The following is a 19,918-nucleotide window of genomic DNA, read 5'->3' as shown; positions in this document are numbered from 1 at the left end:
CCCTTCCACTGCTAGAATCAGGCAATGTTTCAGGGAGAGGCTCGACAATGAAGGTTCTCAGAAAACTTGCGGCTGCCGGCGCCATCGCACTTTCGACCGCCTGCTGGGCAGAGCCCGGCGTCACCGACACCACCATCACCCTCGGCATGTCCGCCCCCTTCTCAGGCCCCAACGGGGCCTACGGCGAAGACATGCGACAGACCATCCAGTCCTACTTCGAGCAGATCAACAAGGGCGGCGGCATCAATGGTCGCAAGCTCCAGCTGGTTGCGCTGGACGACGGCTACGAGACCGAACGCGCTGTGGCCAATACGCGCAGCCTGATCAACGATAAAAACGCGTTCGCGCTGCTCTCGTTCTACGGGTCGAGTCCGACCACCGAAGCCATGAACAGCGTCTTCGGACCGGCAAAAGTGCCGCTGGTCGGCACCATTTCCGGTGCCGCCACCTTGCGCCAGCCAATCCAGGCCAACGCCAACTCGCGCTACATGTTCCACGTGCGCGCCAGCTACGCCGACGAAACCGAAGCCATCGTCAACCAGATGGTGTCGATCGGCTTGCGCAGCATCGCTGTCTTCTACCAGAACGACGGTTTCGGCAAGGCCGGGCTGGACGGGGTAACGGCAGCACTGAAAAAGCACAACCTGACCCCTTCCGCCGTCGGCACCATCGAGCGCAATTCGCTCGACGTCAATGCGGCGGTCCAGTCAATCGCCAAGAGCAATCCGCAAGCCGTGGTCATGGTCACGCTATACAAACCAACCGCGGCCTTCGTCCGGGCGATGAAACGCGCCGGCCAGAACCCGATGTTCATGACCTTGTCGCCAGTCGGCACCGAGCAGCTGGTCCAGGAACTCGGCCCGGAGGCTCGTGGCATCGGCATCTCGCAGGTCGTACCCTACCCCTGGAACGATATCGTGCCGGTCGTCCGCGATTACCAGAAGATCGCCGCCAAACCGGGCAGCTACTCCTACTACGGCCTGGAAGCCTATCTCACGGCGCGCACCATGGTCGAAGGCCTGCGCCGTGCCGGTCGGGACCTGACGCGCGACAAGCTGGTCACCACGCTGGAAACGCTGAGCAACATAGACCTCGGCGGTTACCGGATGAATTACTCGCCGACGGCGCGCTACGGTTCGCGCTTTGTCGAACTGACCGTGATCGGCCCGGGCGGCAAGGTCTTGCGCTGAAAATCCTGCGGTATACAAACAAAAACGGCCCGTTTGCACGGGCCGTTTTTGTTTCTGCGCCAAGTCAGGCTCGGCGCCAGCTCGTTCCCTGTGCGCTGTCGTCGAGGACGATGCCGGCCGCCTTCAATTCGTCACGCACCCGGTCGGCCGTGGCAAAGTCGCGTGCCTTCTTGGCTTCGGCGCGTTGCACGATCAGTGCCTCGATCGCTGCTTCGTCGAGCCCACCGGTCGCCGGCCCGGCACGCAGGTAGACCAGCGGCTCGCGTTCGAGCAGACCGATGACACCAGCGAGCGCCTTCAACAGACCGGAGAGTTCGCCGGATTTCTGACGATTGGCCTCGGCGGCCAGTTCGAACAGTACCGAAATTGCCCCATGCGAATCGAAATCCTCATTCAGCGCGGCGGCGAAGCGGGCAGCAAAATCCTGCGTCCAGTCGATGTCGACCGGCAGCGGCGGCACGTCGCGCAGCGTGAAGTAGAGACTGTCGAGCGAACGCCTGGCATCGTCGAGATGGGTGTCGGAATAGTTCAGCGGACTGCGGTAGTGGGCACGCAGGATGAAGAAACGGATGACTTCGGCGTCGAATTTCTGCAGCACCTCGCGGATGGTGAAAAAATTACCCAGAGATTTCGACATCTTTTCGTTGTCGACCCTGACAAAACCATTGTGCATCCAGTAATTGACGTAGCTGCAGCAGTTGGCACCTTCGGACTGGGCGATTTCGTTCTCGTGGTGCGGGAACTGCAGATCCTGGCCGCCACCGTGGATGTCGAAGTGCTTGCCGAGCAGCGACGAACTCATCGCCGAGCACTCGATATGCCAGCCCGGGCGGCCGTTGCCCCATGGCGACTCCCAGGCCGGCTCGCCCGGCTTGGCGTTTTTCCACAGCACGAAATCGAGCGGATCCTGCTTGGCGTTGTCCACCTCGACCCGTTCGCCGGCGCGCAGGTCGTCGAGCGACTTGCCCGAGAGCTTGCCGTAGCCGGGGAACTTGCGCACCGCGTAATTGACGTCGCCGTCGGCAGCCTGATACGCCAGGCCATTGGCTTCGAGCTGGCGGATGATGTCCTGCATCTGCGGCACGAACTCGGTCGCCCGCGGCTCGTGATCCGGCCGGAGAACGCCCAAGGCGTCGGCATCCTCATGCATGAAGGCGATGAAACGGTCGGTCAACTGCAGGATCGTCTCGCCGTTTTCCTGCGCCCGACGAATGATCTTGTCGTCGATATCGGTGATGTTGCGGACGTAGGTCACGTCGTAACCGGAGGCCTTGAGCCAGCGATAGACCATGTCGAAAACCACCATGACCCGGGCATGACCGAGGTGACAGTAGTCATAAACCGTCATTCCGCAAACGTACATGCGAACCCTGTTGGCTTCGATTGGTTCGAATATCTGCTTTTCGCGCTTGAGTGAGTTGAATATCTTTAGCATGACGGAATGAAAAGATGCGAACGAAACCCATGCAAACCTATGGATTCGCCAGCTTCTTTGATAGAATTGGGCGATTAAAAATCTCGGAAATTATAGCACGGCGATGACCACCAAATCCTTGCTCCAGCCTCGCTTCCGGACGCTCCGCGCCCTGGCTTTCGGCCTGTCCATCGGCTTTGCCGCTCCGGTTTTTGCCGACAACCTGCCCGATATCCAGCGCCTGATCAAGCAGGGCCAGCACGCACAGGCCCTGGAAAAGGTCGATGTTTACCTGAGCAGCCGCCCCAAGGACGCCCAGGGGCGCTTCCTCAAGGGCCTGATCCTGACCGAGATGAATCGTCCGACGGATGCCATCGGCGTATTCACCAAGTTATCCGAGGATTACCCGGAACTGCCCGAGCCTTACAACAACCTGGCCGTCCTTTACGCCCAGCAGAAGCAGTACGACAAGGCCCGGACCGCCCTTGAAATGGCCATCCGCACGCACCCGTCCTACGCCATCGCCTACGAAAACCTCGGCGACGTCTACGCCAAGCTGGCCAGCCAGGCCTACGACAAGGCACTGCAACTGGATGGTGCCAACGCCACGACGCAGAACAAGCTGGCCCTGATCCGTGACTTGATCACCACCTCCGGCAAGGGCAATGTCAGGCCGCCGGCGATGCCGCCTGTCGCTGCTACCCCAGCAGCTGCCCCGGTTGCCACAGCCCCGGTCGCAGCAACGATCGCACCGGCCCAGACGAAACCTGCCGCCACCCCGAGCGCAACCATCGTCGCCACCACGCCTGGCGCAGCAGCGCCGACCCCGGCGCCGATCGCCAGCGAAACCCGGCCGGCACCGGTGCAAGCCAGCTCACCGGCCAGGGACGGCGCCAGCGACGACGTGGCCAAGGCGCTCGCCGCCTGGGCCAGCGCCTGGACGCGCAAGGACATGAAGGCCTACCTGGCTGCTTACGCCAGTGATTTCAACACCCCTAAGGGTGTTGGCCGCAAGGCCTGGGAAGCAGAGCGCCAGCAACGGATCGGCGATCGTCCCGGCAAGATTTCAGTTACTTACGACCAGCCGAGCATCTCGGTTAACGGTGATCGCGCCACGGTTCGCTTCCGTCAGCACTACAAGGCACCGGGGCTGAACAGTTCGAGCAACAAGACCCTGGTCTTCGTGCGGTCTGGCAGCAAGTGGCTGATCAAGGAAGAAAACGCCCGCTGATGCGCAAGTTGAAGCTGGTACTGCCAGGCCTGGCTGGCCTGGCAGTTGTTGCTGCCGCGGTATTTTTTCTCGGGCGGGGCGAACCCCCTGCTGCACCGGCACCGGTCACGCAACTTGCGAATGACCCGCTACCTGTGTGGCCGGTACGCGGCACCACCGAGCCCGCTGGCGATGCGTTGCCCGCAACCGTCTCCGATGCCGGACCGGAAGCACAGCTGGCGCGCATTTTCCGCGAGATCGAGGGACGCAATCTCGGCAATGCGCTGCAACAGACAGAATCCCTGCTGCTGCAATATCCGAACTACCGCCTTGCCCACCTGATCAAGGGTGACCTGCTGCTGGCACGTGCCCGCCCCATCCAGGGATTCGGTGCGGCCCAGGGCGCTTCCGCCGAACAGATCAACGACCTGCGCGCCGAGGCGCTCAAACGCCTGCAGGCCTACCGCGAGAAGCCGCCGGCCGATTTTGTCCCACGCTACCTGCTGCAGATGCGGCCGGACCAGCGCTACGCCGTGGTCGTCGATACCGCGCGCTCACGCTTGTACCTGTATGAGAACGACCTGAGCCATGGCGGCCGGCCACGCTTCGTCGCCGATTACTACATTACCCAGGGCAAGCTCGGCGCCGACAAGTTCGTCGAAGGCGACAAGAAGACACCGATCGGCGTTTACCACGTCACCGCCGATCTCTCCCGGCAGAAGCTGCCCGACCTTTACGGCAACGGCGCCTTTCCAATCAATTACCCAAACGAGTGGGACCGGCGCCAGGGACGCGGCGGCAGCGGCATCTGGCTGCATGGCACGCCATCCGACACTTTTGCCCGGCCACCGCTGGCGTCCGACGGCTGCGTCGTGCTCACCAACCAGGATCTGGAAGCCATCCGCAGCAACCTGCAGGTCGGGCTGACGCCGGTGATCATCAGCAACAGCGTCGAATGGCTGTCGCTTGACGACTGGGCCAAAGAGCGCGAAGACCTGAACCGGAGCATCGAAGCCTGGCGGGCAGACTGGGAAAGCCGGGACACGCAGCGTTATCTCGGGCATTACTCGCGCCAGTTCAAGGCCGGCGACCAGGACTACCAGCAGTTTTCCGCGCAGAAACAGCAAGTCAACGCCGGCAAGAGTTGGATCAAGCTGGAACTGAAAAACCTCTCGGTATTCCGCAACCCAGGCAAGGAAGAAGTCGTCGTCGTCACCTTCGACCAGGATTACCGCAGCAACAATCTGAACAACCGCATGAAGAAGCGCCAGTACTGGGTGCGCGAAGGCGGTCAATGGAAGATCATCTACGAAGGAGCAGCCTGACATGAAGAAACTGATCGGCATTTTTGCCGCCCTGACGCTGTCGACCGCAGCAGCCTGGGCAGCCCCGACGCTGGAACTGCAAACCAGCATGGGCAACATCGTCGTCGAACTCGACGCCCAGAAGGCACCGAAAAGCGCCGCCAATTTCCTGCAGTACGCCAAGGATGGCTTCTACAACGGCACCATCTTCCATCGCGTGATCCCCGGCTTCATGATCCAGGGTGGCGGTTTCGAAGCGTCGATGAACCAGAAGAAGGGGCGCGCACCGATCGAGAACGAAGCGAAGAACGGCCTGAAGAACCAGCGCGGCACGCTGGCCATGGCCCGCACGATGGACCCGCATTCGGCTACCGCGCAGTTCTTCATCAACCATCGCGACAACCCGCCGCTCGACTATCCCAGCCGCGACGGCTGGGGCTATGCCGTGTTCGGCAAGGTCATCAGCGGCATGGATGTCGTCGACAAGATCGCCGACGTGCCGACCGGCAACGCCGGCATGCATTCGGATGTCCCGCGGAAGCCGGTCGTCATCCAGAACGTCAAAATCATTTCCGAAAAGTAAGGACACACCACGATGATCAAGCTCACCACCAACCACGGTGTCATCACCCTCGAACTCGATGCCGAAAAGGCACCGAAGACGGTCGCCAACTTCATCGCCTACGTTGAAGCCGGCCACTACGACAACACCATCTTCCACCGCGTGATCAAGAACTTCATGATCCAGGGCGGCGGCATGGAACCGGGGATGAACCAGAAGGAAACCCGCGATCCGATCGAGAACGAAGCCGGCAACGGCCTGAAGAACGTCCGCGGCAGCATCGCCATGGCCCGCACCGGCGACCCGCATTCGGCCACCGCCCAGTTCTTCATCAACACCGTCGACAACGACTTCCTCGACTTCAAGGCACCGTCCGGCCAGGGCTGGGGCTACTGCGTGTTCGGCCAGGTTGTCGAAGGCCTGGACGTGGTCGACAAGATCCGCGCCGTCCCCACCGGCAACAAGGGTTTCCATCAGGATGTGCCGAAGGAAGACGTGATCATCGAAAAAGCAGAAGTCGTTTGATCCTCTTCATTTCCGATCTGCACCTGTCGCCCCGGTCACCCGGGGCGACGCGTTTGTTCCTCGAGTTTCTCGCCGGCCGCGCCCGCCAGGCCGAGGCGCTGTACATCCTCGGCGACCTGTTCGAAACCTGGATCGGCGACGACGACATCAGCGACGGCTATAACGCAGAAATCGTCGCCGCGCTGCGGTCGACCGCAACAGCCGGCGTCAGTATCGCCGTCATGCACGGCAACCGCGATTTCCTGCTCGGCGATGATTTCGCCGCGGCCAGCGGCGTCCGCCTGATCGCCGACCCTTACATCCTGTCCACTGCCGAATGGCAGTTCGTGCTCGCGCACGGCGACGCGCTCTGTCTCGACGACGCCGATTACATGCGCTTCCGCGCCCAGGTGCGCGACCCCGCCTGGCAGGCCGCGCTGCTCGCCAAGCCGCTGGCCGAACGCCGGACCATTGCCGCGCACATGCGCCAGGTCAGCGAATCCAGCCAGCGCGCGCGGGAACAGCCCTACACCGACCTGCAACCGGCAGCGACCGACGATTTCCTGCGCGAACACGGCTACGCCACGTTCATTCACGGCCATACGCATCAACCGGCAAAGCACGATCACATCGTCGACGGCATCCACGTCGAACGCTGGGTGCTCGCCGACTGGCACGAAGACCGGGGCGAATGCCTGGTCTGGGATGGCGAAGCCCTGCGCCGCGAAGCCGTGCTCCCTGAAAATCGTGGCTGAAACGATGTCGACCGCAAGAACCGCCCTCGACCTCCTGCGCGACGTCTTCGGCTACCCGGCCTTCCGCGGCGCCCAGGCCGAGATCATCGGCCACGTCGCCGGCGGTGGTGACGCCCTGGTGCTGATGCCGACCGGCGGCGGCAAGAGCCTGTGCTACCAGATTCCAGCGCTGCTGCGCCCCGGCTGCGCCGTCGTCGTCTCGCCGCTGATCGCGCTGATGCAGGACCAGGTCGATGCGCTGATCCAGCTCGGCGTCAAGGCCGCCGTCCTCAACTCGACGCTCGACTGGCGCGAGGCGCAGGCGGTCGAACAGGCGATCTTCAGCGGCAATCTCGACCTCGTCTACATCGCCCCCGAGCGCCTGCTGCTCGACCGCACGCTGGCCATGCTCGACGCCCTCGACGAGGCCGGCAAGCTGGCGCTGTTCGCCATCGACGAAGCCCACTGCGTATCGCAATGGGGCCACGATTTCCGCCCGGAATACCTGCAGTTGTCAGCGCTGCACGAACGCTACCCGCGCGTGCCACGGATCGCGCTGACCGCCACCGCCGACCAGGCGACGCGCAACGAAATCCTGCAACGCCTGGGCCTGGGAGAAGCGCGCGTCTTCCTGTCCAGCTTCGACCGGCCGAACATCCGCTACACCGTGGTGGAAAAGGACAACGCGAAGAAGCAACTGCTCACTTTCCTGGCCGGGCGCAAAGGCCAGGCCGGCATCGTCTATTGCCTGTCGCGCAAGAAGGTCGAGGAAACCGCCGAATGGCTGTCGGCCCAGGGCTACCCGGCGCTGGCCTACCATGCCGGCCTGCCGGCCCAGGAACGCGCCGCCAACCAACGCCGCTTCCTGCGCGAGGAAGGCCTGGTGATGTGCGCGACAATCGCCTTCGGCATGGGCATCGACAAGCCCGACGTACGCTTCGTCGCCCATCTCGACCTGCCGAAGAGCATCGAAGCCTACTATCAGGAAACCGGTCGCGCCGGCCGCGACGGCGAACCGTCGGAAGCCTGGATGGCCTACGGCATGCAGGACGTCGCACTGCAACACGCGCGCATCGCTGAATCGGGCGCCGGTGAGGGCCAGAAAATCCTCGAATCGCAACGCCTGACCGCACTGCTGGCCTACTGTGAAGCGCCGCGCTGCCGGCGCCAGGTGCTGTTGAATTATTTCGGTGAGGAACGCCAGCCCTGCGGCAACTGCGACGTCTGTGCCGAGCCGCCGGAACTGTGGGACGGCACGCAGGCGGCGCAGAAAGCACTGTCGGCGATCTTCCGCACCGGCATGCGCTTTGGCGTCAGCCACCTGACCGACGTACTGCGCGGCAAGCACAACGACAAGATCAAGCAATGGGGCCACGACCGCTTGCCGACCTTTGGCGTCGGCACCGATCTCGACGAACATGCGTGGAAGAGCGTCTTCCGCCAGCTGGCGGCGGCCGGTCTGGTCCATGTAGACATGGCCGAGCACGGCGCGCTGCAGTTGACCGAAGCCGCCCGCGAAGTGCTCAAGGGCCAGCGTCAGGTGCAGTTGCGGCGACCGCTGAAGCGCAAGTCGGCACCGTCGCGCTCGAGCAGCACGGTAGTCAGCGACCTGGCGCCGGCCGACGAGGCGCTGTTCCAGTTGCTGCGCCAATGGCGCGCCGACACCGCCCGCGAGCAAAGCGTGCCGGCCTACGTCATCCTGCACGACAAGACGCTGCGCGAACTCGCCGAAACACGCCCGGTCAGCCACGGCCTGCTCGCCGGCATCACCGGCATGGGCAGCGCCAAGATCGAGCACTACGGCGAAGAACTGCTGCAACTGATCCGCAACGAGGGTTGAGCCATGAGCCGACAGGATTTCATCAATACCGCACTTGCCGGCATCGTCATCGCGGCGCTGATTGCCTCCGGCATCGCGCCCTACGACCGCCTGACCTGGCTGATGGAAGTGGCGCCGGTGCTGATCGCGCTGCCGCTGCTCTACGTGACCCGGCGCAGCTACCCGCTGACTGCGCTGCTCTACGTGCTGATCGCCATCCACGCGCTGGTGCTGATCGGCGGCGGTGCCTATACCTACGCCCGGGTGCCGTTCGGTTTCTGGCTGCAGGAGCTGCTTGGCACGGCGCGCAATCCCTACGACAAGATCGGCCACCTGCTGCAGGGCTTCGTGCCGGCGCTGGTCGCCCGCGAAATCCTGCTGCGCGGCGACTGGGTCCGCGGCGCCAGGATGACCGCCTTCCTCTGCATCTGCGTCGCGCTGGCGATCAGCGCCTGCTACGAGCTGATCGAATGGGCGGCGGCATTGGCGATGGGCCAGGGCGCCGACGAATTCCTCGGCACCCAGGGCGACCAGTGGGATACGCAGTCGGACATGTTCATGGCGCTGATCGGCGCCAGCAGCGCGCTGCTTCTGCTCTCCCGCCGGCACGACCGGCAACTGGCCGAACTGCGGAAAAACGCTGTTTGAGGCGGTCGACCGCAACATTTTGCGGTCGACCCTCATTTTCCGGCAAAAATCAGAGACAGAGTGCCTCCGGGTCGGCCCGCATCAGGCGCTTGTTCATCTTGCCGACACTGGTCTTGACCAGCGTCTTGACGAAGCGCACCTGGAGCAACACGCCGTAGCGGGACACACCCTGGGCCTCGATCGCATGCGCGGCAAAATTGCGTAGTGCGTGCTCACTGACCTGACCAAGCAATTCCGGCTTGAGCAACACCAGCGCCAGCGGCCGCTCGCCCCACTTGTCGTCGGGCACGCCGATCACCGCCACCTCGTGCACCGCCTCGTGCTTGGCGATGATGTCCTCGAGTTGCAGCGACGAGGTCCATTCGCCGCCGGTCTTGATCACGTCCTTGATCCGGTCGGTGACCTTGAGGTAGCCGGCCGGGTTGATGTTGCCGATGTCGGCGGTGTGCAGGTAGCCGCCGGCCCACAGTTCCTCGGAGGCTTCCGGCGCGCCGACATAGCCCTGGGTCAGCCAGGGCGCGCGGACGACGACCTCGCCAGTGGCCTTGCCGTCATGGGCAACGTCGCGAAGTTGCGGATCGACCACGCGCAGGTCGACCAGCGGCAGCGGCCGCCCGGTCTTGGCGCGGATCACCGCCTGCGCCTCGGTGTCGAGCGCGAGATCGCTGGTATCGAGATGGGCGATCGACAGCACCGGGCAGGTTTCCGACATGCCGTAGCCGGAGAACAGGTCCATGCCGAGTTTCTGCGCAGCGACCGCCATCGCCTCGGGCAAGGCGGCACCGCCGATCAGGATCTTGAGCTTGGAGAAATCGGTCTCGCGGGCTTTGGCGTGGCTGAGGATCATGTGCAGAATGGTCGGCACGCAATGCGAGAAACTGACGCCCTCCTCGTGGATCAGGCGGCAGATCACGTCGGGCTGGTAGCGCCCGGGATAGACCTGCTTCAGGCCCATCATCGTCGCCAGGTAGGGAAAGCCCCAGGCGTGCACGTGGAACATCGGCGTCATCGGCATGTACACGTCGTCGCGGTGGATGTGCCCCTGGCGGTGCGCGCCGCCGAGGACCGAGGCGACGCCGAGGGTATGCAGGACGAGCTGGCGGTGGCTGAAATAGACGCCCTTCGGATTGCCGGTCGTGCCGGTGGTGTAGAAGGTCGTCGCCTGGGCGTTCTCGTCGAAATCCGGGAAGTCGTAATCGGGCGACGCCGCCGCCAGCATCGCCTCGTACTCGGCGACGGCGGCGACCGGCGACGTCGGCATTGCCGGCTCGTCGGAAATCAGCACGAAGGTCTTCACCGTCTCCAGCTTGCCGGCGATCTCGGCGAGGATGGGGAAGAACTCGCTGTTGACCATCAGCACGTCGGCGCCGGCATGGTTCAACGTGTACAGGATCTGCTCGGGACTGAGACGGACATTCACCGTCTGCAGGATGGCGCCCATCATCGGCACCGCGAAGAAGCTTTCGAGGTAGCGATGGCTGTCCCAGTCCATCATCGCCACCGTCTGCCCGGACTCGACACCGAGCGCGGCAAGCCCGCCGGCAAGCCGGCCGATGCGTTCACGCAGCTTGCGGTAGTTGTAGCGCAACTTCCCCTGGTAGGTAATTTCCTGATCGGGCGCAATGCTCAGCGGCGTCAACAAGAGCTGCTTGATCAGCAGGGGATATGAATAGGCTGACGCCGTCGACTGGACGATCCTTACCGGCATGTGGTTCTCCCTGGACATTGTGTTTGTTGTCGTGCCGGCCGAAGCCGGCGCAACAATTTTACTCGCCAGAAAAAGCCTATAGCCGGTTTTCAGCGCAAATGCTGCTCCGCAACTGCGACCAGTTCAGCCGACAAGTTGCCCGTCGCCAGCGCCCGGCGCAAGGCCTCCCGGGCTTCCGGCAACTGACCATCGGCTTCCTGCGCCAGGCCCAAGCCCAGCCACCAGCGCCCTTCGTTCGGCGCCAGCCGGGTTGCCCGCTGGTAATGGCTGGCCGCCAGGCGGTGTTCGCCCAGGCGGGTTTTCAGATGCCCCTGGAAACCCGCGTAATCCGCATTACGCTCCGCGTACGCCTGCGAACGCAGCATGGTTCGATCCGCGGCGGCGAAGTCGCCCTGCTCCAGCTGCAAACGCGCCAGCGACATCGCCCAGCCGATCTGGGCCGGCTGAATCTCCAGGCCATCTTGGAGAACGCCAAGTGCTTCGGTGTATTTTCGACTTTCGAGCAATTGCCGCAACAGCGCCTGACGCACCTGGAGATGGGTCGGGTCGTGCTTCAGTGCTGCCTTCAGGGCCTCGGCAGCCTCGGCCGGATGGCCGGCGGCGAATGCCTTGTCGGCACGCCGGTATTCGGCATCGGCACGATCGCGCGGCGTTGCCAGGACCGGCCGCTTTTCGATGCTGGATGGGGCACTGCTGCTGTCCGCCAGCGCCGGTTTTTCGGGCACCGAGGCCGCGACTGCCGGTTCTGCAATCCGCAGCAGATTTGCCGGCGGCGCGTCTGCGGGCGTCGCCGGCGGGGGCAAGACGGCAAGATCGAGCGCCAGGCGCAGGTTGTCGGAAATCAGTGCCGGCTGGACGTCGACCGCAACAACCGGCGCCGGCGGTTCGGCTATCGGTTCCGGGGGGGGCGCCGGCACCGGCGCGGGTGGCGGCGCAACGACGGCAACTTCGCCGGCCAGGCCGAGCAGGGGCAACAGGCGTCCATCGCTGTGCAGGACGGCTGCGGCAATGCCCATGGCCGGCAATCCGGCCAGGATGAACAAACGCAACAGCCGCGGGCGCGACTTCGGCAGCGCTGGCAGGCTGCGGATTTCCCGCTGCAGGTTCTGCCGCGCCGGATCATCGGGACGGTCTTCTTCCAGCTTGCGCAGGACTTCGTTGATCAGGCTCATTTCACCACCATCCCGGCGCCGATGCGCCCTCGGTATCGGCGGCAGCACGCCGGACGTGACTCGCCCTGACCAGATGCCGGCCATCGCCAAACGTCGCCAGCAACGACTTGTGGGCGAGAATGTTGAGCAGCCTCGGGGTACCGCGACTGGCACGGTGCAGGCAACGCACCGCACGCTTGCCGAAGATCCCTTCGCCACGGTAACCGGCCACGCGCAGGCGATGCACCAGATACGTCGCAACTTCCTCATGGCCCAGCCCGGGAAGCTCGTAGTGGAAGGCAATGCGCTGACGCAACTGACGTACCGACGGCTCGGCAAGCTTGCGGTCAAGTTCAGGCTGGCCGAACAGGACAATCTGCAGCAGCTTGCGCTTCTCGGTCTCCAGATTGGAGAGCAGACGCAGCGACTCGAGCGTTTCCAGCGGCATCGCCTGGGCTTCGTCGATGCAAACGACGACCTGATAGCCGGCGGCGGCAAAATCGAGCAGGCCGGTATTCAGCTGCTTCAGCACATGATAGTCGTCGTCGCTGCTGGCGATGCTCAGGCCTAGTTCCTCGGCCAGTGCCAGGAACAGCGTACGCGGCGCAAGATAGGGATTGGGCAGATAGGCGGAAACGACATCGCCCTGCAGGGATTGCAGCAGGCGCCGGCAGAGCAGGCTCTTGCCGCTGCCGACCTCGCCGGTGATCTTGATGAAGCCCTCGCCGCTACCCAGGGCGACCAGCAAGGTATTCAGCGCTTCCTGATGACCACGTGTCAGAACGGTGAAAGCCGTGTCTGGTGTGATGCCGAACGGCAGTTCATTCAAGCCGAAATGGTCGAGATACACCGCACGCTTTCCATCCGTTTACTGCCACTCCAGGCGTCGCTGCGTGCGCGGATCCAGACCCTGCATGCGGGTCTGGCTCTCGGCCGCCACTTCGCGCCATGAATTTTCATCGTGAATCACCGTCGACCGCATCAGGATGATCAACTCGCGCTTCCGGTGCGCCCGGGCCTTTTGTCCGAACAGGGTACCGATACCGGGAGTCGCGCTGATCCCGGGCAGGCCGTAGCGGCTCGACGCCTGTTCCTGGCTCATCAGGCCGCCAATGGCAACGATGCTGCCGTCGGAAACGCGGACGACGCTGTCGGTTTCATTGATGCTGCTGGACGCCAGCGGCAACGTGAAGGTGCCAAGATCGCCCAGATTGACGTTCTTGGTCTTTTCCTCGACCACGCTCACCGATGGATGAACGTGCAGGATGATGTTGCCCGCATCGTCAATCTGCGGCGTCACGTCCAGTGCGATGCCGGAAAAGAACGGCTGCAGCGTGATGTTCGGCGTGACGACATTGCCGGCTGCACTGGTCGTGGTATTGGTACTGATGCCGGTGACGAAGTAATCGTCGCTGCCGACCTTGAGAACGGCCTTCTGGTTGTTGGTTGTGGCGATGCGCGGACTGGACAGCACCTGGACATCGCCCTGCCCTTCCAGGAAGGAGATGAGCGCCGCAAAATCACCGGACTGGAAGGCCAGGCCAAAGAAGCCACGCCCCGACGAGGAAGTTCCGAGGGCACCATTGGCACCCGGTTGGGCCGTTACCGTCGAACCTTCGGTTATGCCGGTGGCCGACGCCAGCAGTGCGGCAGAGCCCGACAGGCTGCTGCCCGGCGACATGACACCGAAGGCAAAGCGATTGGCGACGCCGCCAAACTTGCTCCAGTTGATCCCGCTCTGATACGAATCGCTGAGGGAAACCTCGATGATCTTCGCTTCCAGCATCACCTGACGCTCGACCACCAGTTGCGTCGCCTTGAGGTATTCCTCGACCGAACGCAGTTCGTTTGGCGGCGCCTTGACCAGCACGACCCCGGAGCCCGAATTGACGATCACGCTGCGCCCGTCCTCCTTGCCGACAATGGAGGACAGCGAGCGCTCGATGTCCTTCCAGAAATCGTAGTCCGATGTCGTGCGTACGCGGGCACTATCGTTGTCGCTCTGGCCAGAGTTCGTGTTGCCGTTCGTTCCCGACGTCGCCGATTGCTGCGTCGAACCGGTGGTGGTCGTGCCCCCCGACGTTGTCGGCGAACTGCCGGTCACGCGCATCTCGCTCATCCCTTGGCGGCGGTTGGCCAGGTAATTGATGCGAAAGATCCTGGTCTGCACGGTATTCGGCTGAACCACGATACGTTTGCCCTGGATACGGTAGTCATAGCCATAGACGTCGCGCAGGGTATCCAGCGCCTCACGCACGGTCACGCTTTTCAGGTTGAGACTGACACTGCCGCTGACTTCCGGCGGAAACAGCATGCTGTAGGGCGTTCCCGCAACCAGTGCCGTCAACACCTGGGTCACCGGCGCATTGCTGACGGCCAGATCGAAACGCGGCTCGACCCTGGCGGCCGGCAACGACTCCGGCTGCAGCGGCGGCAGCATGGCCTGGGCCACGGCCGCGCTCTGCGCCGCCGTCGTCGCCCGGTTACTGGCGGCCGCGGCAGCAACTTCCTGGCTGATCGAATCAAAGGTATCGCCACGCCGCACCACTTCACTTCCGCTACACGCGGCGAGCGTCACGCAGGACAAGACGACAATCCAGTTATTGCTCATGGCGCATCCTTCTTTTTGCCGGGTTTGCCGGACCCGTTTTTAACCATCCGTTTATCGACCTGGGGCGTCAGATAAAGGCGCGTAACGCCATCCGCGCCTTGCAGCAGCACGTCGGTCTCATTGACCCTGACCAGTGTCGCGTCCCCGTAACGCTGCCCGAGAAGCACCGTCCTGCCGCCGATGATGGCGACCGGACGGCCATTTTTCGGCCGCAGTATCGATTGCAGACGTGAATGATCGACCTCGGCCGCACCGTCCCCCGGCTGCGCATTCAGCCAGGCCTCCGGTGGCCGCGTCGGATCGGCGGCCTGAGCCAGGCCGGCCAGCATCACCAGGGAGCAGAAGAGCATTTTCATAGGCTCAACCACGCACTGTCCGTGCTCAGGGTATACAGGGTCAGCGTCATTTCTGCCTTGGGATAGGCAAGCACCTGGTACTTCAGGCCGCCCCAGAGCACCTTTGCGTTCAATTTTTCGAGATGCGCCAGATAAGCCTGCAGATCGTCATAACTGCCTTCGATGCGGATCTCGACACCATGGCGGAACAGATCAAAGCCGGGGGCCTTGGCCTCAACTGCCGCATCGCCATCGACTTGCGGGCGGAGGCTTTGCGGCACCAGGGTCTTCAGGCTGACCAGACGCAAGCCAGGCTGGCGTGACAACAGGCTTTCCAGCAATCCGTTCATTTCGTCCGGCCGGACGAACGAGCCACCGATCTGCCTGATCTGATCGTCGAGATAAACGCGCTCTGCCTGCAGGGTTTTCAGTTCGGTACGCCCCGGAGCATCCGGATCGACCTGCAATTGTTGTTGCAGCAACGTGACCTGCCCCTGCATTTCGGCAAGCATCGTCCGCTGCGCGGCAACCGACGACTGCAGGCTTTTCTGGCGCGCAGCAAGCGGATCGAGCAACAGCGAATTGGCGATCAGCAACGGGCCGAGCAGCAAGGCCACGGCCACCAGGACTCGCTCACGCCGGCTCAGTGCCGCGTAGCGGCTGCCCATTTGCTGCCATGACCTGGATAGCGCGCTCATTGTGCGGCCTCCCCGGATTTTTGCAGACTGCTGCGCAGCACGAACAGGGTATGACGCTGCGGCGCTCCCGTGGCGGTAGCGGCAACCACTGGTTGCGCCCCCGCGACCGGCAGGGCTGGCTTGGCCGGATCAACCCCGGTCATGTCCAGCGCCGCAAAACGGCGGCCGGCAAAAGCCGGTTCCTTGTTGAGCCTGTCGATGTAACGGGGGAGCAGCGACGGCTCGAGCAGCGCACCGTGAATTTCAAAGCCATCGCTGGCCAGCGCAAAACCGGTCAGCCAGAGGCCGTCCAGCGTTTGCCGGGAAAAGCCCTGGAATGCCCCGACATAACCCGATTCATTTCCTGCTGCGCCCTTGACCAGCAGATCGAGCACATTCTTCCGCTCGGCGTTGCCGGTACGCTGCTCGGCAATCGCCTCGGGGAGCTTCGGATCACCCCGCCGTGCGCCAATCGCCTGCCCGAGGGCCTGCAGTTGCACCTGCAAACTGCCCAGTTGCCCCTTGATGGCAACTTCCTCGGCCTGCAAGCGCGCGACTTGCAGTTGTTGCCAGGAGAACACGCAGGCCACGAGCAACAGCGCCAGCAGTGAGGCAATCACGACGACGGGAAAACCCAGCCAGTCGAAACGTGGCCGCAGTTCGGGCAGGATCAGGTTGATCTGCTGGCTCATCGGCTCATGTCCTGAATGCCGCGCCCAGTGCCGCCAGCCCCTGGGCTTGCCGCTCGACGCTGCGCAACTCGGGCAGATCGGGGAAGTCCGCGACCTCGGCCAGGTCCATGGCCAGCACCGGCAGGTAAAGACTCTGCGCCAGGGCTGCAACCAGCCCCTCGGCATCGTGCTCACTGGCCACGACCAGTCGCGAAATCGAAACGTAACCGTACTGGCGATCGAAGTTGTCCAGCGTCCGCTGCAACTCCAGGGCCAGTCTTTCCAGCAATTGCTGCCGCCGCTCCACATCGGCACCGGCGACGGTTGTGGATGTCAGGTCGATGCGCCGGGCGAGGATCAGTTCGCCACGGAAACTGATCACCAGCATGCACCCCGTTTCGGTCAGCGCAAGAAAGGCGAGACCGCGGTTGGCTTCCTCAAACAGGCAGGCCACGTTGCGGATGGCCAGTTCCGGAATGTCGATGGCTTCAAGCGGCACATGGGCCTTACGGAAAGCCGCCATGCGCGCACCGATCACGGCCGCCTTGGCCGCCACGGCAAAGATGCCCGGCTGACGGACGCCGTCGCCGGGAATATCGATAATTGCCAGCGCAGCATCGTCGACCGCAAAATCGACCACATCCTTCAGCCGCCAGCGCATGGCCTCGACGCGCTCTTCGGCAGGCACGGCGGCGGCGTCCAGCTGCACCAGGCTGTACTCGCCCTCATCCAGCAAAGTGACGCAGCGCAGGCGTTTCATGTTGCGCGCTGCCGCCAGACGGCTCAGCACATTCTCTTCATCGGTTTCGATGCGGAAGGAATCGAAGGCGTGAACAACAGGGCGCTGGCCGGACAATGCAGTGGCGTGCACGAGGTCGAGGCGCCCGCCCTGCCGGACGACCGCCCCCCAACCCGCTGAATACTTAGCCCCAAACTTTGTCCACATTGCACACATATCTAAAGTGTTTTTCGAAGGATATCGGGTAAGCATCTATTTTTCAATGGTTTTTTACTTAACCAGAAATTCAGGATTGATAAAAAACCAGGAAGACACAGCAAATAAACCAACGGGTTATGCCGAATAAATCCGATCGCTCAAAAATGACAGGCAGGCCTGATCAATTTGTTGCAATAACCTGGCGTCTGCGCTCGACATAGCCCGGCGAAGTTGCCGCAGCATCATCCGGGCAAGCAACGGCGGCATTGCATGCCACGGCATCGATGGTGTACACCCGCACCACGGTAGCCACGCCGGGCGCGCTCTCGCCCTCGTTGAATGCGCTGGATGAGCATCGGACCGTCACCCGGAAGCCGGTTGCCTCAGTCAGATCCAGCGTCTGGCTTGGGCTGGCGGCGTCGCACCAGGTGTTTCTCAGCGCCTGGAACAGGCCCCATTCAGTTCCCGCCTTGGCGGCTGCCCATGCCCTTGCTGACTGGACATCCTGGGCCGATGTCAGTTGCTGGACCGTGCCAAAGCGCAGCATCGCGGCCGCCAGCCCGGCCAGGATGACCAGCACGACAATGGCCATGATGGCGCCAAAACCCTGTTGCCGATGTCTCATGGGACGTTGCTCACATGGGCGCCGTAGGCCATGGAAACGCGTTCGCTCGCCTCCTGCAGCTCGAGCTGCAGCCAGACGAAGCCGCTCTGCTGGGTGGCGCCAAGATTGGGATCGTAAATGAAGTTGCAGGCACTCACCCGCGTCGCCAGCACATCCCCGCCCGCCGGACAGGCGGCCAGCGTTCCATTGAAAGCGCGTCTCACCCGGCGCAGCGAACCGGTGCCGTTACCGGCGGCATCGACCCCGACACCACTGCAGACATAGACGACGGCAGGCGCCCCGCCATTGTCGGGTACAACCACGAAACGTCCGCCGTCGTAGCCGGGCGGGAACTGATGCGCCACGATTTCCAGCGACGCTTCGCGGACTGCGTTGCCTCCCGCGCTTGCCGTGATCTGCGCACGCGTGTCTCCGGCATAGACATCGCCGGTATTCTGGTTGCCGATCACGACCCAGTCTCCGACTGCGGGTTGCACGGATAACGGCGAGAGGACATCGAACGCACTGACAGGCTGAGTAATCTCCAGCGGCTGATCGGCAACCGCCGAGACGATATCCGCCCCCATGCGGTAACGGCCGCCGGTGCTGGTGGGCAGGAATTCGAAACAGGCACTGCCCACGGTACGGATCGAATTGGGCACCGCCGAGCGCACATCGCGACTGATGCGCTGCAGCGCGGTATCGGCAAGATCGGTCAGTTCGGCACGACGCTGCGCATCGAAATAAGCATCTATCGTCGGCTTGAAGAAAATCATGATGGAACCACCGATGACACCGGTCAGCACGATGACCACGATCAGTTCCACGAGGCTGAAACCACGCTGTTCGTTCATCAATCCAGACACTCCCCGGCAGCATTCCTGGCGGTACATGCCCAGTCCGTCCGCCAGCTGACCAGATTAAGGGTTTCCGTTCCCCGAGTCACCGTGACGCTGATCCGCTTGGCCTGCGCCACCCCGTTCAAGCCCGTTTCTGTCACCGCCACTGCCACGTTATAGCCCGCCAGGCCGGCAACAGCCCCGCCGTCCAGATCGCAGACGCCGGTACTGCTGTATCCGTTGTAATCGTCCACATCGGCAAACCCGGCGCGCGCGCAACCCGCTGGCACGACGGCGCTGCCGGCATACGGCTTCAGGGTGATTTCCTCCATCATGCCTTCGGCGATGGCCAGCATCTGCTTGCTCACCAGGGGATCGGCACTGCCTCTGACCACGGTCTGAAAAACCGCCAGCACGCCGGCAAGGCCGACCGAAATGATGACGATGGCGACGATCAATTCAACCAGGGTCATGCCGGACTGAGCTTGCTTACTTGACATAGCCTGTCGCCCCCGCGATGGAGATGCCTGGCATGTCGTCAATCACAAGCGTTCCCGTCCACACCGCCGTACCTGCGACATCGCTGCTTATCCGGCCGTCCGGCTGAAAATGCAGGGTAAGCGGCAAATTGCCCGCAGCCAGCGCCATGCTGGCCCGGGTTGTACTGGCAAAAGCCTCGGCACCGTCCAGCGCCCGCAACAGCGCTGCCCCGCAAGCGGCTGCCGGATTGCTGGCAGCAATGCGCAATGTCAGTGTTGTCGCCGTCAGTTCGGCGCAGACCAGACGGCGATGGCTCACTGCCGATTTCTGCGCATAACGCAGGCCTGCGACGACTTCCGCATGAAAGGCAGCGTCTCCGAACGCATTGGTGCTTGCCAGGCGCGGCAGGACAACCACCGCCAGGATACCCAGCAAAACCATCACCACGACCAGCTCCACCAGCGTGAAACCAGCCTGTCTGCGCAGCACGGAAAAGGCACGAGGCAAGATCATCGGCATA

21 protein-coding genes are annotated in these 19,918 nt (G+C 63.2%); 8 read left to right on the top strand and 13 right to left on the bottom strand.

The annotated features are described in order from the left end of the window. Positions 1-47: 47 nt before the first annotated feature. Positions 48-1,190 carry an ABC transporter substrate-binding protein gene (locus BJN45_RS10065; protein ID WP_076094799.1) on the top strand — a complete coding sequence of 381 codons (1,143 nt, stop codon included), beginning with the start codon at positions 48-50 and terminating at the stop codon, positions 1,188-1,190. Between the two features lie 64 nt (positions 1,191-1,254). On the opposite strand, the gene cysS is transcribed toward BJN45_RS10065, so the two are convergent. Further along, positions 1,255-2,625 (bottom strand): cysteine--tRNA ligase, encoded by a 1,371-nt coding sequence (cysS, locus tag BJN45_RS10060; protein WP_076094797.1) that lies wholly within the window; start codon positions 2,623-2,625, stop codon positions 1,255-1,257. Positions 2,626-2,728: 103 nt separating this feature from the next. Between cysS and BJN45_RS18180 the strand changes: the two genes are divergently transcribed. The 7 genes from BJN45_RS18180 to BJN45_RS10025 are packed head-to-tail and all read left to right on the top strand — an operon-like array spanning position 2,729 to position 9,385. Then, positions 2,729-3,835 (top strand): L,D-transpeptidase Cds6 family protein, encoded by a 1,107-nt coding sequence (locus BJN45_RS18180; protein WP_076094795.1) that lies wholly within the window; start codon positions 2,729-2,731, stop codon positions 3,833-3,835. Further along, positions 3,835-5,139 (top strand): L,D-transpeptidase family protein, encoded by a 1,305-nt coding sequence (locus tag BJN45_RS10050; protein ID WP_083651189.1) that lies wholly within the window; start codon positions 3,835-3,837, stop codon positions 5,137-5,139. The genes BJN45_RS18180 and BJN45_RS10050 overlap by 1 nt, the downstream gene beginning before the upstream one ends. Position 5,140: 1 nt before the next feature. Next, positions 5,141-5,701 carry a peptidylprolyl isomerase gene (locus tag BJN45_RS10045; RefSeq protein ID WP_076094792.1) on the top strand — a complete coding sequence of 187 codons (561 nt, stop codon included), beginning with the start codon at positions 5,141-5,143 and terminating at the stop codon, positions 5,699-5,701. Between the two features lie 12 nt (positions 5,702-5,713). Next, entirely contained in the window at positions 5,714-6,205 is a 492-nt protein-coding gene (locus BJN45_RS10040) for a peptidylprolyl isomerase (protein WP_076094790.1), read from the top strand. Next, positions 6,202-6,939 carry a UDP-2,3-diacylglucosamine diphosphatase gene (locus BJN45_RS10035; protein WP_076094788.1) on the top strand — a complete coding sequence of 246 codons (738 nt, stop codon included), beginning with the start codon at positions 6,202-6,204 and terminating at the stop codon, positions 6,937-6,939. The genes BJN45_RS10040 and BJN45_RS10035 overlap by 4 nt, the downstream gene beginning before the upstream one ends. 4 nt (positions 6,940-6,943) lie before the next feature. Continuing rightward, positions 6,944-8,758 carry a DNA helicase RecQ gene (recQ, locus tag BJN45_RS10030; protein ID WP_076094785.1) on the top strand — a complete coding sequence of 605 codons (1,815 nt, stop codon included), beginning with the start codon at positions 6,944-6,946 and terminating at the stop codon, positions 8,756-8,758. 3 nt (positions 8,759-8,761) lie between these two features. Then, on the top strand, positions 8,762-9,385 hold the full coding sequence (locus tag BJN45_RS10025; RefSeq protein WP_076094783.1) for a DUF2238 domain-containing protein: 624 nt from the start codon (positions 8,762-8,764) through the stop codon (positions 9,383-9,385). Between the two features lie 49 nt (positions 9,386-9,434). On the opposite strand, the gene BJN45_RS10020 is transcribed toward BJN45_RS10025, so the two are convergent. The 12 genes from BJN45_RS10020 to BJN45_RS09965 all read right to left on the bottom strand — a co-directional run bounded on the left by BJN45_RS10020 (position 9,435) and on the right by BJN45_RS09965 (position 19,911). Beyond that, positions 9,435-11,093: a fatty acid--CoA ligase gene (locus BJN45_RS10020; protein WP_076094780.1), complete on the bottom strand. Its 1,659-nt coding sequence runs from the start codon at positions 11,091-11,093 to the stop codon at positions 9,435-9,437. Between the two features lie 89 nt (positions 11,094-11,182). Further along, a complete protein-coding gene (locus BJN45_RS10015; protein WP_076094777.1) occupies positions 11,183-12,265 on the bottom strand; it encodes a tetratricopeptide repeat protein in 1,083 nt (360 codons plus the stop codon). 1 nt (position 12,266) lies between these two features. Next, positions 12,267-13,094, bottom strand: coding sequence for an ExeA family protein (locus BJN45_RS10010; RefSeq protein WP_076094775.1), 828 nt, complete (start codon positions 13,092-13,094; stop codon positions 12,267-12,269). 18 nt (positions 13,095-13,112) lie between these two features. Continuing rightward, positions 13,113-14,855 carry a pilus (MSHA type) biogenesis protein MshL gene (gene mshL / locus BJN45_RS10005; protein ID WP_076094772.1) on the bottom strand — a complete coding sequence of 581 codons (1,743 nt, stop codon included), beginning with the start codon at positions 14,853-14,855 and terminating at the stop codon, positions 13,113-13,115. Next, positions 14,852-15,211 carry a hypothetical protein gene (locus tag BJN45_RS10000; protein ID WP_076094770.1) on the bottom strand — a complete coding sequence of 120 codons (360 nt, stop codon included), beginning with the start codon at positions 15,209-15,211 and terminating at the stop codon, positions 14,852-14,854. The genes mshL and BJN45_RS10000 overlap by 4 nt, the downstream gene beginning before the upstream one ends. Further along, the gene (gspM, locus tag BJN45_RS09995) at positions 15,208-15,888 is read right to left on the bottom strand and encodes a type II secretion system protein GspM (protein WP_083651188.1); all 681 of its coding nucleotides are present in this window, start codon (positions 15,886-15,888) and stop codon (positions 15,208-15,210) included. The genes BJN45_RS10000 and gspM overlap by 4 nt, the downstream gene beginning before the upstream one ends. Continuing rightward, positions 15,885-16,559, bottom strand: coding sequence for a hypothetical protein (locus BJN45_RS09990; protein WP_076094766.1), 675 nt, complete (start codon positions 16,557-16,559; stop codon positions 15,885-15,887). The genes gspM and BJN45_RS09990 overlap by 4 nt, the downstream gene beginning before the upstream one ends. Before the next feature lie 4 nt (positions 16,560-16,563). Then, a complete protein-coding gene (locus BJN45_RS09985) occupies positions 16,564-17,409 on the bottom strand; it encodes an agglutinin biogenesis protein MshI (RefSeq protein WP_139326333.1) in 846 nt (281 codons plus the stop codon). Between the two features lie 247 nt (positions 17,410-17,656). Further along, positions 17,657-18,100 (bottom strand): MSHA biogenesis protein MshP, encoded by a 444-nt coding sequence (locus tag BJN45_RS09980; protein WP_076094761.1) that lies wholly within the window; start codon positions 18,098-18,100, stop codon positions 17,657-17,659. Next, the gene (locus tag BJN45_RS09975; RefSeq protein WP_088179058.1) at positions 18,097-18,933 is read right to left on the bottom strand and encodes a prepilin-type N-terminal cleavage/methylation domain-containing protein; all 837 of its coding nucleotides are present in this window, start codon (positions 18,931-18,933) and stop codon (positions 18,097-18,099) included. The genes BJN45_RS09980 and BJN45_RS09975 overlap by 4 nt, the downstream gene beginning before the upstream one ends. Further along, the gene (locus tag BJN45_RS09970) at positions 18,933-19,418 is read right to left on the bottom strand and encodes a type IV pilus modification PilV family protein (protein ID WP_076094756.1); all 486 of its coding nucleotides are present in this window, start codon (positions 19,416-19,418) and stop codon (positions 18,933-18,935) included. Before BJN45_RS09970 ends, BJN45_RS09975 begins: the two co-directional genes overlap by 1 nt. After that, complete coding sequence (locus BJN45_RS09965; RefSeq protein ID WP_170873069.1) at positions 19,408-19,911, bottom strand: prepilin-type N-terminal cleavage/methylation domain-containing protein; 504 nt, start codon at positions 19,909-19,911, stop codon at positions 19,408-19,410. The genes BJN45_RS09970 and BJN45_RS09965 overlap by 11 nt, the downstream gene beginning before the upstream one ends. Positions 19,912-19,918: the final 7 nt, after the last annotated feature.

Source organism: Azonexus hydrophilus (assembly GCF_001956855.1).
GTDB lineage: Bacteria > Pseudomonadota > Gammaproteobacteria > Burkholderiales > Rhodocyclaceae > Azonexus > Azonexus hydrophilus_A.
This window is presented reverse-complemented; position numbering and strand designations above follow the sequence as displayed.